The sequence below is a fragment of the Streptomyces sp. NPDC001348 genome (genome assembly GCF_053597535.1).
Genome location: NZ_JBSFIK010000010.1, coordinates 127115 through 143441, shown reverse-complemented (window position 1 = coordinate 143441; position 16327 = coordinate 127115). Strand labels below are relative to the sequence as shown.

The 16327-nt window shown below is 71.5% G+C and carries 12 protein-coding genes; 8 read left to right on the top strand and 4 right to left on the bottom strand.

Annotation, left to right across the window (positions count from 1 at the left end; translation table 11 throughout):
- Positions 1 to 16: 16 nt before the first annotated feature.
- A complete protein-coding gene (locus ACWC21_RS13765) occupies positions 17 to 1435 on the top strand; it encodes a sugar porter family MFS transporter (protein ID WP_450881304.1) in 1419 nt (472 codons plus the stop codon).
- Between the two features lie 123 nt (positions 1436 to 1558).
- Here ACWC21_RS13765 and ACWC21_RS13760 read toward each other — a convergent pair whose 3' ends face one another.
- A complete protein-coding gene (locus ACWC21_RS13760) occupies positions 1559 to 1936 on the bottom strand; it encodes a hypothetical protein (protein WP_450881302.1) in 378 nt (125 codons plus the stop codon).
- Between the two features lie 52 nt (positions 1937 to 1988).
- Complete coding sequence (locus ACWC21_RS13755) at positions 1989 to 2960, bottom strand: LLM class flavin-dependent oxidoreductase (protein WP_450881300.1); 972 nt, start codon at positions 2958 to 2960, stop codon at positions 1989 to 1991.
- Between the two features lie 163 nt (positions 2961 to 3123).
- Between ACWC21_RS13755 and ftsY the strand changes: the two genes are divergently transcribed.
- Positions 3124 to 4323: a signal recognition particle-docking protein FtsY gene (ftsY, locus tag ACWC21_RS13750; RefSeq protein WP_450881298.1), complete on the top strand. Its 1200-nt coding sequence runs from the start codon at positions 3124 to 3126 to the stop codon at positions 4321 to 4323.
- Between the two features lie 148 nt (positions 4324 to 4471).
- Here the strand turns inward: ftsY and ACWC21_RS13745 are convergent, their stop codons facing one another.
- A complete protein-coding gene (locus ACWC21_RS13745) occupies positions 4472 to 5128 on the bottom strand; it encodes a bifunctional DNA primase/polymerase (protein ID WP_450881296.1) in 657 nt (218 codons plus the stop codon).
- Between the two features lie 457 nt (positions 5129 to 5585).
- On the opposite strand from ACWC21_RS13745, the gene nsdA reads away from it, so the two are divergent.
- The 6 genes from nsdA (at position 5586) to ftsH (ending at position 15402) form a co-directional block, all read left to right on the top strand.
- Entirely contained in the window at positions 5586 to 7064 is a 1479-nt protein-coding gene (nsdA, locus tag ACWC21_RS13740) for a transcriptional repressor NsdA (RefSeq protein ID WP_450881294.1), read from the top strand.
- A gap of 397 nt (positions 7065 to 7461) precedes the next feature.
- Entirely contained in the window at positions 7462 to 8808 is a 1347-nt protein-coding gene (locus ACWC21_RS13735) for an ammonium transporter (RefSeq protein ID WP_450881292.1), read from the top strand.
- On the top strand, positions 8805 to 9143 hold the full coding sequence (locus ACWC21_RS13730) for a P-II family nitrogen regulator (RefSeq protein ID WP_039656487.1): 339 nt from the start codon (positions 8805 to 8807) through the stop codon (positions 9141 to 9143). Before ACWC21_RS13735 ends, ACWC21_RS13730 begins: the two co-directional genes overlap by 4 nt.
- Positions 9144 to 9207: 64 nt before the next feature.
- Positions 9208 to 11655, top strand: a complete 2448-nt coding sequence (locus ACWC21_RS13725) for a [protein-PII] uridylyltransferase (RefSeq protein WP_450881290.1) — start codon at positions 9208 to 9210, stop codon at positions 11653 to 11655.
- Between the two features lie 129 nt (positions 11656 to 11784).
- On the top strand, positions 11785 to 13335 hold the full coding sequence (gene ffh, locus ACWC21_RS13720; RefSeq protein ID WP_450881288.1) for a signal recognition particle protein: 1551 nt from the start codon (positions 11785 to 11787) through the stop codon (positions 13333 to 13335).
- A 108-nt stretch (positions 13336 to 13443) separates the two neighbouring features.
- On the top strand, positions 13444 to 15402 hold the full coding sequence (ftsH, locus tag ACWC21_RS13715) for an ATP-dependent zinc metalloprotease FtsH (RefSeq protein WP_450881286.1): 1959 nt from the start codon (positions 13444 to 13446) through the stop codon (positions 15400 to 15402).
- Here ftsH and ACWC21_RS13710 read toward each other — a convergent pair.
- Entirely contained in the window at positions 15399 to 16232 is an 834-nt protein-coding gene (locus tag ACWC21_RS13710) for a methyltransferase domain-containing protein (RefSeq protein ID WP_450881284.1), read from the bottom strand. The two genes, ftsH and ACWC21_RS13710, sit on opposite strands and share 4 nt — an antisense overlap.
- Positions 16233 to 16327 lie beyond the last annotated feature (95 nt).

The following is a 16327-nucleotide window of genomic DNA, read 5'->3' as shown; positions in this document are numbered from 1 at the left end:
CCGAGGAGTTGAACGCGTGACCAGCACAACGCAGGCACACAAGTCAGGAGCCAGGACGGCTCACCCCGAACATCTCGGGCACGTCATCTTCATCGCGGCGGCGGCCGCGATGGGCGGCTTCCTCTTCGGCTACGACAGCTCCGTGATCAACGGCGCCGTCGAGGCCATCCGGGACCGCTACCACGTAGGCTCCGCAGCCCTGGCCCAGGTCATCGCCATCGCCCTGATCGGCTGTGCCGTCGGCGCCGCGACCGCCGGCCGCATAGCCGACCGGATCGGCCGCATCCGCTGCATGCAGATCGCGGCGGTCCTGTTCACCGTCAGCGCCGTCGGCTCCGCACTGCCCTTCGCGCTGTGGGACCTCGCCCTCTGGCGCGTCGTCGGCGGCTTCGCCATCGGCATGGCCTCCGTCATCGGCCCCGCCTACATCGCCGAGGTCGCCCCGCCCGCCTACCGCGGCCGTCTCGGCTCCTTCCAGCAGGCCGCGATCGTCGTCGGCATCGCCATCTCGCAGCTGGTCAACTGGGGCCTGCTCAACGCCGCCGGCGGCGACCAGCGCGGCAAGCTGATGGGCCTGGAGGCCTGGCAGGTCATGCTCGGCGTCATGGTCGTCCCCGCCGTCCTCTACGGACTGCTCTCCTTCGCGATCCCCGAGTCCCCGCGCTTCCTGATCTCCGTCGGCAAGCACGAGCGCGCCCGGGAGATCCTCAACGAGGTCGAGGGCGACAGCGCGAACCTGGACGCCCGCGTGCACGAGATCGAGACCGCCATGAAGCGCGAGGAGAAGTCCAGCTTCCGCGACCTGCTCGGCGGCGGCTTCTTCTTCAAGCCGATCGTCTGGGTCGGCATCGGCCTGTCGGTCTTCCAGCAGTTCGTCGGCATCAACGTCGCGTTCTACTACTCCTCGACGCTGTGGCAGTCGGTCGGCGTCGACCCGACGGACTCGTTCTTCTACTCCTTCACGACCTCGATCATCAACATCCTCGGCACCGTGATCGCGATGATCTTCGTGGACCGGGTGGGCCGCAAGCCGCTCGCGATCATCGGCTCGGTCGGCATGGTCGTCGGTCTCGCCCTGGAGGCCTGGGCCTTCTCCTTCGACCTCGTCGACGGCAAGCTGCCCGCCACCCAGGGCTGGACCGCCCTGATCGCCGCGCACGTCTTCGTCCTCTTCTTCGCCCTCTCCTGGGGTGTGGTCGTCTGGGTCATGCTCGGCGAGATGTTCCCGAACAAGATCCGCGCCGCCGCCCTGGGCGTGGCCGCCGCCGCGCAGTGGATCGCCAACTGGGCCATCACCGCGAGCTTCCCGTCGCTGGCCGACTGGAACCTCTCCGTGACCTACGTGATCTACACGGTCTGCGCCGCGCTCTCCATCCCGTTCGTCCTGAAGTTCGTCAAGGAGACGAAGGGCAAGGCGCTGGAGGAGATGGGCTGAGCCTCGCAGCAGGCCCCGCGAACCGGGGAGAAGGGCGAAGTCCCCGCTGCTCCTCTCCCCGCACCTCCGCCGCCCCGGCTCGCCCACTGCGCGAGCCGGGGCGGCGGTGTCGTGACGGCGAGGTCACCAGATGAGGACGCCGCCGCCGATCTCCAGGGCCTTGCGGCAGCTTTCCTCGATGATCGCCAACCGCGTCTCGATCTGGTGCCGGTGCTCCTCCACCGTCCGCGGCCGCTCGGTGCCGCGGGCGACCTCGTCGAGACGGGAGCACAGCACGGCGACCTCGCGCAGCAACTCCGGCACGTCCCCGGCCTCCACACAGAGGTCCCGCTCGGCCAGCACCGGCAGGAGGCGGGCACCCAGCGAGCGCACGAACTCCGATCCCCACACCGTCGTACGCCAGGACTCGAAGCCGCCGGAGTGGAACACGTCGTCCGGCACGTCGAGTATCCGTGACTTCCCGTCCGCTTCCCGGACGAACACTTCCACCGTCAGACTCATGCGCCCAGTGGATCACCACGGGCCTCGCCCGGCCAGGGATTATCGGCGCAGGTCAGCCACCCAGCGCCGGAACCACCCGCTCCGCGAACAGCCGCAGGCTCCGCCACCCCTCCTCCACCGGCATCCCGCCGGCCAGTGGATGCAGGACGAGGCTGTCCAGCCCCTGCGTCAGGCACTCCTCCGGGGTGAGGACCCGGTAGACCCCCTCCGCCCGCAGTTCCGCCACCGTCGTGGCCGACGACCGCACCGCCGAGCGGATGTCCGAGGACTGCCAGGAGGCGTACGTCCGCGCCTCGTGCAGGAAGTGCTCCCCGTACTCCGCCCACGTCCGGTCCGGGTCCTCGGCGAGGTGCAGCAGCGGCGTCTCGGCCGCGGGCATCATCGTCCAGCCCTCGGTGCCGTACTCCACGAGCTGCTCCTTGTAGTACGCCTCCAGCTCGGGCAGGTGCGCGCTGGGGAAGAACGGCAGGCCGAGCCGGGCCGCCCGGCGGGCGGCGGCCCTGGAGGAGCCGCCGACCAGGAGCAGGGGGTGCGGGTCGCTGAACGGGCGCGGGGTGAGACGTACCGTGCGGCCCCGGTACTCGAACTCCTCGCCGGTCCACGCCTTGAGCAGGGTCTCGAGCAGCTCGTCCTGGAGCCGGCCGCGCCGCTTCCACTCCACGTCGAACAGGGCGTACTCCTCAGGCCGGTACCCGATCCCGGCCACCGTCACCAGCCGGCCACCACTGAGCAGGTCCAGGACGGCGATCTCCTCCGCCAGCCGCAGCGGGTCGTGCAGCGGGCCGATGACCGCCGACACCGTGACCGCGATCCGCCGGGTGGCCCCGAAGACCGCGCCCGCGAAGGCGAACGGCGCCGGCAGCCAGTTGTCGTCCGCGCCGTGGTGTTCCTCGGTCTGCACGGTGGTGACGCCCCGCTCGTCGGCGTACGCGGCCATCTCCAGGGCCGCCCGGTAGCGGGCGCCGAGGGCGGCGGGGGAGGCGCCGGGTTCGACGAGGTTGAAACGGACGACCGTGACGGGCATGGGAGGTCCCCCTTCGCCGGGTGGGTGGGCCGGGTGCCGCGACGGTAGCTGACGGGACGTCAGATGGCCATGGGGGTGACACGGGCCGTCGTGCGCTCGTACGAGGCGCACCGGGGCGCTCCGCCCGGCTGAGCGCGGGGCAGGGATGGATACTGGACCCGTTATGGAAACCATCATCCTTGCCGTAGTCATCGCCGTGGTCGTGCTCGGCGCGCTCGGGGGGCTCATCGTCGGCAGCCGGCGCCGGAAGCCGCTGCCCCCGCCGCCCCCCACCACGCCCGACATCACCGCGCCCCCGGCCGAGCCGCACGTCGGCGACGAGGCCGAGACGCCGCACGACGAAGAACGCCGGACCATCGAGGAGGTGGACCTCCCCGGCGGCCCCCCGGTCGCAGTCGAGGAGCCCCCCGTCGTACCGGCTCCCGAGATCGAGATCCCGGAGCCCACCGCCGGCCGCCTGGTGCGCCTGCGCGCCCGGCTGTCCCGCTCGCAGAACGCCCTCGGCAAGGGTCTGCTGACCCTGCTCTCCCGGGAGCACCTCGACGAGGACACCTGGGAGGAGATCGAGGACACGCTGCTCACCGCCGACGTCGGTGTGCAGCCCACCCAGGAGCTGGTCGACCGGCTGCGTGAGCGTGTGAAGGTGCTCGGCACGCGGACCCCGGAGGAGCTGCGCGGCCTGCTGCGCGAGGAGCTGGTCAAGCTGGTCGGCGCCGACGCCGACCGCACCGTGAAGACGGAGCCCGAGGACCGCAAGCCCGGCATCGTGATGGTCGTCGGCGTCAACGGCACCGGCAAGACCACCACCACCGGCAAGCTCGCCCGTGTCCTGGTGGCCGACGGCCGTACCGTCGTCCTCGGCGCCGCCGACACCTTCCGGGCCGCCGCCGCCGACCAGTTGCAGACCTGGGGCGAGCGCGTGGGCGCCTACACCGTGCGCGGGCCCGAGGGCGGCGACCCCGCCTCCGTCGCCTTCGACGCGGTCAAGGAGGGCAAGGAGATGGGGGTCGACGTCGTCCTCATCGACACCGCCGGCCGTCTGCACACCAAGACCGGCCTCATGGACGAGCTCGGCAAGGTCAAGCGCGTCGTCGAGAAGCACGCCCCGCTGGACGAGGTGCTGCTCGTCCTCGACGCCACCACCGGGCAGAACGGGCTGGTGCAGGCCCGGGTCTTCGCCGAGGTCGTCGACATCACCGGCATCGTGCTGACCAAGCTGGACGGCACGGCGAAGGGCGGCATCGTGGTCGCGGTCCAGCGCGAGCTGGGCGTGCCGGTCAAGCTGATCGGCCTCGGCGAGGGCGCGGACGACCTGGCGCCGTTCGAGCCGGAGGCGTTCGTTGACGCCCTTATCGGAGAGTGACCATCACCTGCCGAACGTGGCAGCTGATCGCGGAAGCGCCCGCCCCGGGATGTGACGGGGGCGGGCGTTTCTCCTTGCGGCGCGGGGGTGCGGGGGCCGGCGGGGTTCCGGCCCCCGCGTCTCCGGCATGATCCGCCGGAGACCCCTCCTAGGCCCGTGACCGGTGTGCCACGTACGCCAGCGTTCCGAGCAGCAGCCGGGCCGCCGGAGGCCTCGTCGCCGAGTCCAGTGCGGGCGGCCGCAGCCAGCGCACCGGGCCCAGGCCGCCCCGGTCCGAGGGCGGCGCGGTGATGTACGTGCCGGGTCCGAGGCCGCGCAGGTCGAGGGCGGAGGGGTCGTCCCAGCCCATCCGGTACAGCAGGGCGGGGAGCTCCGCGGCGGCGCCCGGGGCGACCAGGAAGTGGACACGGCCGTCCGGGGTGGCGGTGACCGGGCCGAGGGGGAGGCCCATGCGTTCCAGCCGGACCAGCGCGCGGCGGCCGGCCGGCTCGGCCACCTCGATCACGTCGAACGCCCGCCCGACGGGCAGCATCACGGCGGCGCCCGGGTGCTCGGCCCAGGCCTTGGTCGCCTCGTCCAGCGTGGCCCCGGCGGAGATCCGGGGCGCGAACTCCAGGGGGTGGGCCCCCGGTACGGGGCATTCCGCGCGGCCACAGGAGCAGGCACCGGCGGAGGCCCGCGCGCCCGGCACCACGTCCCAGCCCCACAGTCCGGTGAACTCGGCGACGGCGGTGCACTCCGTGGAGCGCCCGCGCCGACGCGCGCCGGAGCGGATCTCACGGATGCCGCCGATCGTGAACTCCATGCCCCCTCCAACGGGTCCGGCGCGCGGTGGTTACGCGGCGGAACGATATGGAAACGGAACGTGACCTTTCAGGCTCCGCCTTCCCTTCTTTCCGCTCGATACGGGTGGCGCGTGGAAGCGCTCAGGGTTGTACGCCCTGCCACGCGCGCCCCTGAGTGCACCGCTGCACCTGCTTCAAGTCGCCCTGTGTCAAGTGAATCGCGACCGGCCGGACGTGGGTTCATTCGAAGGGGTGGCGAATGGTGGCGATTCCGGGATCGCCGTGGCTGCGTCCGTGATCGTAGGATTACGCTGAGTGCACGAGTCCTGGGGACGCATGCACTCGTGGGTATGCCGGAGGCAAGTCGTCATCCCGTTCGAAGGGTGGCAACTGCCGGACGAGAAGCCGTATTTACCGGCATTCTGATAGGGCTTGGCGCACTCGGCGACAAGTGGTCTCAGGGATGGGGGCGTTCCAGTGGGCGGCAGTGGCGGTAGCGGGACGAACGCTGACAAGCGCCCCAACGAGCTGCTCGGCTCGTGGTTCGTGCGCAGCGGCTGGTCCAAGGGCGAGCTCGCCCGCCAAGTCAACCGCCGCGCACGGCAGTTGGGGGCCAACCACATCTCCACGGACACCTCGCGGGTGCGCCGCTGGCTGGACGGGGAGAACCCTCGCGAGCCGATTCCCAGGATCCTCTCCGAGCTGTTCTCGGAGCGGTTCGGCTGTGTCGTCTCCGTGGAGGACCTCGGTCTGCGCGCGGCCCGCCAGTCACCCTCCGTGTCCGGAGTGGACCTGCCCTGGACGGGCCCGCAGACGGTGGCCCTGCTCAGCGAGTTCTCGCGCAGCGACCTGATGCTGGCGCGGCGCGGCTTCCTCGGAACCTCGCTGGGCCTGGCCGCGGGCCCGTCCCTCGTCGAGCCGATGCAGCGCTGGCTCGTCCCCTCACCGTCCGCGCCCGTACCGCACCAGGCCGGGCCCGCCGCCGAGCCCCGGCGCCCCGGCCGTCTGTCCAAGCCGGAGCTGGAGCTGCTGGGGACCACCACGGTGATGTTCCGGCAGTGGGACGCGCAGTGCGGCGGCGGTCTGCGCCGCAAGGCGGTCGTCGGCCAGCTGCACGAGGTCACCGACCTCCTCCAGGAACCCCAGTCCGAAACCACCGCCCGCAAGCTCTTCCAGGTCGCCGCCGAGCTCGCCGAGCTGGCCGGCTGGATGAGCTACGACGTCGGGCTCCAGCCCACCGCGCAGAAGTACTTCGTCCTCGCCCTGCACGCCGCCAAGGAGGCCGGCGACAAGCCGCTCGGCTCCTACGTGCTGTCCAGCATGAGCCGGCAGATGATCCACCTCGGCCGGCCCGACGACGCCCTGGAACTGATCCACCTCGCGCAGTACGGCAGCCGGGACTGCGCGAGCCCGCGCACCCAGGCGATGCTGTATGCGATGGAGGCCCGCGCCTACGCCAACATGGGCCAGCCCGGCAAGTGCAAGCGGGCGGTGCGGATGGCCGAGGACACCTTCGCCGAGGCCGACGAGTGGGACGATCCCGACCCCGACTGGATCCGCTTCTTCTCCGAGGCGGAGCTGCACGCGGAGAACTCCCACTCCTACCGCGACCTCGCCTATGTCGCGGGTCGCAGCCCCACCTACGCCTCCCTCGCGGAACCCCTGATGCAGCGCGCCGTGGAACTGTTCGCCAAGGACCACGAGCACCAGCGGTCGTATGCGCTCAACCTCATCGGCATGGCCACGGTGCACCTGCTGCGCAGAGAACCCGAGCAATGCGCGGTCATGGCCTCCCAGGCCATGCAGGTCGCCAAGAAGGTCCGCTCCGAGCGTGTGAACACCCGTATCCGAAAGACCGTCGACACGGCCGTCCGCGATTACGGCGATCTCGCCGAGGTCGTCGAGCTCGGCCAGCAGCTCGCCGTCGACCTCCCGGAGACCGCGGAAGCGGTCTGACCCGCAGGCCCCGGCCGCGGCCGGCCCTCCCGAACTGTCCGACTCGGCTCCCCCATGCCAGGTCATCGGAAGGCCGTCCGCGGCCGGCACACACCCCTCGGCGCCTGAACCGGCGCCGATTTCGCGCATGTGGCCGAGCGCCGTGGGGGTTCCTCGATCGACGGTCGCGGTTGTCGTTCCCAAGGTTGCGCCACGATAACGATCGGCGCGGGGGACATCCGGCACTTCACCTACGCGTAACACGCACGGCGTCTTCGTCACCCCGGCGAAACAACGAGTGGCTTCCACCGAAACGGCGCTGCGCCAATCTCATGGCGCATAACCGGCCCACCCCTCACTGACCGGACCGCTCAGGCTTCGCCCGCACGGGGCCGTACCAATCGACGAGGAGACGCCGATGGCATCAGCCATCACGCTTGCCGCGGAGGCACCGAAGCTGTCATCCGCGAACACAGGCTTCATGCTCATCTGTTCCGCCCTGGTGCTGCTCATGACACCCGGCCTCGCCTTCTTCTACGGGGGCATGGTCCGCGTCAAGAGCACCCTGAACATGCTGATGATGAGCTTCATCAGCATCGGGATCGTCACGATCCTCTGGGTCCTCTACGGCTTCTCCCTCGCCTTCGGCACGAAGAACAGCCTCATCGGCTGGAACTCCGACTGGTTCGGCATGAGCAACGTCGGCCTGACGCAGCTCTGGGACGGTTACACCATCCCGATCTTCGTCTTCATGGTCTTCCAGCTGATGTTCGCGGTCATCACGCCGGCCCTGATAAGCGGCGCCCTTGCGGACCGCGTCAAGTTCTCGGCGTGGTCGCTCTTCGTCGCCCTGTGGCTCACGGTCGTCTACGTCCCGGTCGCCCACTGGGTCTGGGGCGCCGACGGCTGGGCCTACAAGCTCGGCGTGATCGACTTCGCCGGTGGTACGGCGGTCCACATCAACGCCGGTGCGGGCGCCCTCGGTGTGATCCTGGTCATCGGCAAGCGCGTCGGCTTCAAGAAGGACCCGATGCGCCCGCACAGCCTCCCGCTGGTCATGCTGGGTGCCGGCCTGCTGTGGTTCGGCTGGTTCGGCTTCAACGCCGGCTCGTGGCTCGGCAACGACGACGGCGTCGGCGCGCTGATGTTCGTCAACACCCAGGTCGCCACCGCCGCCGCCATGCTGGCCTGGCTCGCCTACGAGAAGATCCGCCACGGCGCGTTCACCACGCTGGGCGCCGCCTCCGGTGCCGTCGCCGGTCTGGTCGCGATCACCCCGTCCGGTGGCGCGGTCTCCCCGCTCGGCGCGATCGCCGTCGGCGCCATCGCCGGTGTCGCCTGCGCCGCGGCCGTCGGCCTGAAGTTCAGGTTCGGCTACGACGACTCCCTCGACGTCGTCGGCGTCCACATGGTCGGCGGAATCATCGGCTCCCTGCTCATCGGCTTCTTCGCCACCGGCAAGGGCCAGTCCACCGCGACCGGTGTCTTCTACGGCGACCACAGCTTCACCCAGCTGTGGAAGCAGTGCGCCGGTGTCGGCGCGGTCCTCGCCTACTCCCTGATCGCCTCCGCCGTCCTGGCCTTCCTCCTCGACAAGACCATCGGCATGCGGGTCACCGAGGACGAGGAGATCTCCGGCATCGACCAGGCCGAGCACGCCGAGACCGCATACGACTTCAGCGGCGCCGGCGGTGGTGTCGCCGGGTCGGTCGCCGCTTCGCCTCTGGCCGCCCCGCAGACCAAGACCAAGAAGGTGGACGCATGAAGCTCATCACCGCCGTCGTCAAGCCCCACCGGCTCGACGAGATCAAGGAGGCCCTCCAGGCCTTCGGCGTCCACGGGCTGACGGTGACCGAGGCGAGCGGATACGGTCGTCAGCGGGGCCACACCGAGGTCTACCGCGGTGCCGAGTACACCGTCGACCTGGTCCCCAAGATCCGCATCGAGGTACTGGCCGAGGACGACGACGCCGAACAGCTGATCGAGGTCGTCGTCAAGGCGGCCCGCACCGGCAAGATCGGCGACGGCAAGGTCTGGTCCCTGCCGGTCGAGACGGCCGTACGGGTCCGGACCGGCGAGCGCGGCCCGGACGCGCTGTGACCGGACGCTGGGATCCGGACACACTGAAGAACAGAACCACCTGAATACGGGCAGGAGCTGCTGGGTGACGAGTGCGGATGTACGGAACGAAGCGGATGACTCGGGACCCAGCGGTTACGCGGCGGCCCGGCTGCGCCTCCTCGGCGAGGGGGCGCGGTCCGGGCCGCCGCGCCGTGCGGCCCTCGCCGAACTGACCGACGACTGGCTCGCGCGGCTGTTCACCGCGGCGGCCGAGGGGCTGCCGGGCGTCTCCCTCGTGGCGGTCGGCGGCTACGGGCGCGGCGAGCTGTCCCCGCGCAGCGATCTCGACCTGCTCCTGCTGCACGACGGCGGTGACACCAAGGCGGTCGCCGCCCTGGCCGACCGCCTCTGGTACCCCGTCTGGGACCTCGGCCTCGCCCTCGACCACTCCGTGCGCACGCCGGCCGAGGCGCGCAAGACCGCCGGCGAGGACATCAAGGTCCAGCTCGGCCTCCTCGACGCCCGGCACCTCGCCGGTGACCTCGGCCTCACCGCCGGGCTGCGCACGGCGGTGCTCGCGGACTGGCGCAACCAGGCGCCGAAACGTCTCCCCGAACTCCAGGAGCTGTGCGCCGAGCGCGCCGAACGCCAGGGCGAGTTGCAGTACCTCCTCGAACCCGATCTGAAGGAGGCCCGGGGCGGCCTGCGGGACGCCACCGCCCTGCGCGCCGTGGCCGCCTCCTGGCTGGCCGACGCCCCGCGCGAGGGCCTCGCCGACGCCCGCCGGCGCCTGCTCGACGTACGCGACGCCCTGCACCTGGCCACCGGACGGGCCACCGACCGGCTGGCACTGCAGGAACAGGACCAGGTCGCCGCCGAGCTGGGTCTCCTCGACGCCGACACCCTGCTGCGGCAGGTGTACGAGGCCGCCCGGGTCATCTCGTACGCCAGTGACGTCACCTGGCGCGAGGTGGGGCGGGTGCTGCGGTCGCGCGCCGTACGCCCGCGCCTGCGCGCCATGCTGGGCGGTGGCAAACCGGCCCCCGAACGCTCTCCGCTGGCCGAGGGCGTGGTGCAGCAGGACGGCGAGGTGGTACTCGCCCGCGCCGCGCGCCCCGAACGCGACCCCGTACTGCCGCTGCGCGCCGCGGCCGCCGCCGCGCAGGCCGGACTCCCGCTCTCCCTGCACGCCGTACGGCGCATGGCGGCCCATACCCGCCCCCTGCCCACGCCCTGGCCCGCCGAGGCACGCGAGCAGCTCGTGACACTGCTGGGCTCCGGGCGTCCGACCATCGACGTGTGGGAGGCACTGGAGGCGGAGGGCCTGATCACCCGCCTGCTGCCGGACTGGGAGCGGGTCCGCTGCCGCCCGCAGCGCAACGCCGTCCACATCTGGACCGTCGACCGGCACCTGATCGAGACGGCGGTCCGCGCCTCCGAGCTGACCCGCCGGGTCAGCCGCCCGGACCTGCTGCTCGTCGCCGCACTGCTGCACGACATCGGCAAGGGCTGGCCCGGCGACCACTCCGTGGCCGGCGAGATCATCGCCAAGGACGTGGCGGCACGGATCGGCTTCGACCGCGCGGACGTGGCCGTGCTCTCCACGCTCGTCCGCCACCACCTGCTGCTCGTCGACACCGCCACCCGGCGTGACCTGGAGGACCCGGCCACCGTCAACTCGGTCGCCGAGGCGGTCGGCACCCAGAGCACGCTGGAACTGCTGCACGCCCTCACCGAGGCGGACGCGCTGGCGACCGGCCCGGCCGCCTGGTCCTCCTGGCGCGGCTCCCTCGTCGCCGACCTGGTCAAGCGGGTCTCCGCCGTCATCGCCGGGGACGCCCCCGACGAACCCGAGACCGCGGCGCCCACCGCCGAACAGGAGCGGCTCGCCGTCGAGGCGCTCCGCACCGGCGGGCCGGTCCTCGCCCTGCGCGCCCAGACCGAGCCGCCGGCCGAGGAGCCCTCCGCCGAACCGGAGCCCCTCGGCGTGGAACTCCTCATCGCCGTCCCCGACCAGCCCGGCGTGCTGCCCGCGGTCGCCGGTGTCCTGGCCGTGCACCGGCTGACCGTCCGCACGGCCGAACTGCGTGCCCTGGACCTGACCGACAGCATCGAGGAGGGCTCGGTGCTGCTCCTCGACTGGCGGGTCGCCGCGGAGTACGGCTCCCTGCCACAGGCGGCCCGCCTGCGCGCCGACCTCGTACGCGCCCTCGACGGCAGCCTGGACATCGCCGCCCGCCTCGCCGAACGCGACGCCGCCTACCCCCGCCGCCGCGGCCGGGTCGCCCCGCCGGCGCGCGTCACGGTCGCCCCGGCCGCCTCCCACCACGCCACGGTGATCGAGGTCCGCGCGCAGGACGCGCCCGGGCTGCTGTTCCGGATCGGACGGGCACTGGAGGACGCGGCGGTGCGGGTGCGCAGTGCCCACGTCAGCACGCTCGGCTCCAACGTGGTGGACGCCTTCTACGTCACCGGCGCCGAGGGCACGCCGCTGCCGGGGGCGGAAGCCGCGACCGTGGCACGGAAACTCGAGGAGATGCTGCGCACCTGACCCTCCGGACCGCGCGTTCACCGGACGTCCCCGCCCGCTGGATCCAGCGGGCGGGGACGATTTGCTTGCCGGGCCGGATACCCTGGAGGGCAGCCCAGATTGTCGCCGACACCAAGGACCGACGCCGCCGTGTTCGATACCCTCTCCGACCGCCTCAGCGCGACTTTCAAAAACCTCCGCGGCAAAGGCAGGCTGAGCGAGGCGGACATCGACGCCACGGCGCGCGAGATCCGTATCGCGCTCCTCGAGGCGGACGTGGCCCTCCCTGTCGTCCGCACGTTCATCAAGAACGTCAAGGAGCGCGCCCTCGGCGCCGACGTCTCCAGGGCGCTGAACCCGGCCCAGCAGGTCCTGAAGATCGTCAACGACGAGCTCGTCACGGTCCTCGGCGGCGAGACCCGCCGGCTGCGCTTCGCCAAGCAGCCCCCGACCGTGATCATGCTCGCCGGTCTGCAGGGTGCCGGTAAGACCACCCTCGCGGGCAAGCTCGGCCGGTGGCTGAAGGAGCAGGGCCACTCGCCCCTGCTGGTCGCCGCCGACCTCCAGCGGCCCAACGCCGTCAACCAGCTCAGCGTGGTCGCCGAGCGGGCCGGTGTCGCGGTGTACGCGCCGGAGCCGGGCAACGGTGTCGGTGACCCGGTGAAGGTCGCCAAGGACTCCATCGAGCACGCGAGGACCAAGGTCCACGACATCGTGATCGTGGACACCGCCGGCCGCCTCGGCATCGACCAGGAGATGATGCAGCAGGCCGCGGACATCCGCGACGCGGTCAGCCCCGACGAGATCCTCTTCGTCGTCGACGCCATGATCGGCCAGGACGCCGTCAACACCGCGGAGGCCTTCCGCGACGGTGTCGGCTTCGACGGCGTGGTGCTCTCCAAGCTCGACGGTGACGCCCGCGGTGGTGCGGCCCTGTCGATCCGCCAGATCACCGGCAAGCCGATCATGTTCGCGTCGAACGGCGAGAAGCTCGAGGACTTCGACGCGTTCCACCCGGACCGGATGGCCTCCCGCATCCTCGACATGGGTGACCTGCTCACCCTGATCGAGCAGGCGGAGAAGACGTTCAGCCAGGAAGAGGCCGAGAAGATGGCCTCCAAGCTGGCGTCCAAGAAGGGCCAGGACTTCACCCTGGACGACTTCCTGGCCCAGATGGAGCAGGTCAGGAAGATGGGCAGCATCAGCAAGCTGCTCGGCATGCTGCCCGGCATGGGCCAGATCAAGGACCAGATCAACAACCTGGACGAGCGGGACGTCGACCGCACGGCCGCGATCATCAAGTCGATGACCCCGGGCGAGCGCCAGGACCCCACGATCATCAACGGCTCGCGCCGGGCCCGTATCGCCAAGGGCTCCGGCGTCGAGGTCAGCGCGGTCAAGAACCTCGTCGAGCGGTTCTTCGAGGCCCGCAAGATGATGTCCCGCATGGCGCAGGGCGGCGGCATGCCCGGCATGCCGGGGATCCCGGGCATGGGCGGCGGTCCCGGCCGCACCAAGAAGCAGCCGAAGAAGGCCAAGGGCAAGCAGCGTTCCGGCAACCCGATGAAGCGCAAGCAGCAGGAGCTGGAGGCGGCCCAGCGCCGCGAGGCGGCCGGCCAGGGCGGGGGCGCCTTCAACCTGCCCCAGCAGGGCGGCCAGGACTTCGAGCTGCCGGACGAGTTCAAGAAGTTCATGGGCTGACCGGCCACCGGACGCAGGACGCCGGTACGACACCGAGGGCGCCCCTCCCGTGCGGGAGGGGCGCCCTCAGCGCGTGCCACGACCCGTTGTGTGCCGTAACGTCCAGATATGAGCAATGCCGCGCCACCCCCCAGGGCCCCTGACCGCCCGTGGCGCACCGAGGGCACCCCGGACGAGACACCACCCCGGACCGGCGGCAGAAGGATCCGCGGCCGGTGGTGGGGGCTGCTCCTCACCGCCGTGATCGTCTTCCTGCTGGCGTACGCCGGGCTGAACTACCTCGGCCAGGGCAACGAGCCGACGATCTCCTACACGGAGTTCAGCAGACAGGTCGGCGCGGGCAACGTCGCCAAGATCTACTCCAAGGGCGACGCGATCCAGGGCCAGCTCAGGACCGCCCGTACCAACCCCGAGGGCGGCGGCCGGTACACCAGGTTCCGGACGCAGCGCCCGGCCTTCGCGGACGACAGGCTCTGGCAGAACCTGAGCAGCCACCACGTCACGGTGACCGCACAACCCGTGGTGCAGCAGCGCAGCCTGCTGTCCAACCTGCTGCTCTCCCTGGTGCCGCTGGTGATCCTGGTGGCCGTGTGGCTCTTCTTCGCACGGCGGCTGCGGGCGGGCGGCCTCGGCGGCCCGGGAGGCATGCTCGGCCGCAAGGCGCCGCCCAGGCCGGTCGAGTTGCGGCCGGGCACCCAGCGCACCACGTTCGCCGACGTGGCCGGCATCGACGAGGTCAAGGGCGAGCTGGACGACGTCGTCGACTTCCTGGAACACCCGGACCTCTACCGCAGGATGGGCGCGAAGATGCCGCGCGGCGTGCTCCTCGCGGGTCCCCCCGGCACCGGCAAGACCCTGCTGGCGCGCGCGGTGGCGGGCGAGGCGGGCGTGCCCTTCTTCTCCGCCTCCGCCTCCGAGTTCATCGAGATGATCGTGGGCGTCGGCGCCTCCCGGGTCCGTGAGCTGTTCGCCGAGGCGCGCAAGGTGGCCCCGTCGATCATCTTCATCGACGAGATCGACACGATCGGGCGGGCCCGCGGCGGCGGGGCCTCGGTGAGCGGGCACGACGAGCGCGAACAGACGCTGAACCAGATCCTCACCGAGATGGACGGCTTCTCGGGCTCGGAGGGCGTGGTCGTCATCGCGGCGACGAACCGCGCCGACATCCTGGACCCGGCGCTCACCCGGCCCGGCCGGTTCGACCGGGTGGTCAACGTCTCGCCGCCGGACCGCGGCGGACGTGAGGCGATCCTGCGGATCCACACACGCGGGATCCCGCTCGCCGCGGACGTGGACCTGGCCCGGGTGGCCCGTACGACCCCCGGCATGACAGGTGCGGATCTGGCCAATCTCGCCAACGAGGCCGCACTGCTCGCGGTCAAGCGCAAGCAGGAGCAGGTGACCCCGTCCGACCTGTCGGAAGCCCTGGAGAAGGTCCAGCTGGGCGCCGAACGCACCCTGATCATGCCCGAGGAGGACCGCCGCCGCACGGCCTACCACGAGAGCGGACACGCCCTCCTGGGCATGCTGCAGCCCGGCGCCGACCCCGTCCGCAAGATCACCATCGTGCCGCGCGGCCGGGCCCTCGGGGTGACGATGTCGACCCCCGAGGTCGAGCGGTACGCGCACTCGGAGGAGTACCTGCGCGGCCGGATCATCGGCGCCCTGGGCGGCATGGCGGCGGAAGAGGTGATCTACGGGGTCGTCACCACGGGCGCGGAGAACGACCTGGAGCAGGTCACCAACATCGCGCGCGGCATGGTGGCCCGCTGGGGCATGAGCGAGCGCGTCGGCCGTCTCTCCGCCCTCCCGAGCGACGCCCAGCAGGCGTACGGACTCGCGGCCGCACCGCACACCCTCGACGTGATCGACGGCGAGATGCGGCGGATCGTCGACGAGTGCTACGCGCAGGCTTGCCGCAAACTGCGCGAGCACCGCGGGAAGCTCGACGCCCTCGCCCACGCCCTGCTGGAGCACGAGACGCTCGAAGAGGCGGACGCGTACCGGATCGCGGGGATCACACGCCTGAGCAAGGACGACGAGCCCCAGCGGGGAGACACCCCCTAGGGAACGCGGGCGATCAGGTAGCGGAAGACGTTCGGCATCCAGACGGTTCCGTCCCCCCGCCGGTACGGGTGCAACGCCTCCGCCAGCTCCTTGCCGACCCGTTCCTGGTCGGTGGCGGCGATCGCCCCGTCGAGCAGACCCGTCGACATCAGGCCGCGCGCGGCGCTGTCGAGGTCGGCGTACCCGAAGGGGCAGGAGACCCGGCCCGAGCCGTCCGGTTTCAGCCCGGCCCGCTGGGCGACGTCCTCGAGGTCGTCGCGCAGGGCGGGCCGCCACCGCGTGGGCCCGGCGGCCGCCCGCAGCACCGCCGACGTGGCGCAGCGTTCCGGCGGGCCCCAGCCGGCGAGCACCACGGGCGCCCCACGCCGGGCGAGCGGGGTCGCCGCGGCGAGCAGCTCACCGAGGTCCTCCGAACCGGACGCCAGGGACCCGACGGGGTCCAGGGCGGTGACGAGGGTGTAGGCGGGGGTGCCCGGACCCGCCGCGTCCCGGACCGATCCGGCGAGGACCCGGGTGCGGGCACGCGTGTGTGCGTTCCAGCCGTCCGGTTGCAGGCGCTGCCGCGCGAGGGCGAGTAATTCGGGTGAGGAGTCGACACCGGCGACCGCGGCCCCTCGGGAGGCCGCCATCAGCAGGGCGAGCCCGGAGCCGCAGCCGAGGCCCAACAGCCGTGTGCCGGGGCCTGTTTCAAGTCGCTCGTAGACGGCCTCGTAGAGCGGGACCAGCATCCGCTCCTGAATCTCGGACCAGTCACGCGCGCGTGCGCACAGGTTCACGCGGGGAGCCGTCCCCGCGAGAGACAGGTGTTGTCGCACGAGCGTAGGTGTCATAGGTAAGCGCCCCAATCCGCAGAGAGTTGCCGCTGTGCCCCGTTGCGTGGCCCCCGTGCCGTGCGCTCGCACATTCCACGTATGTCAGGTAACTC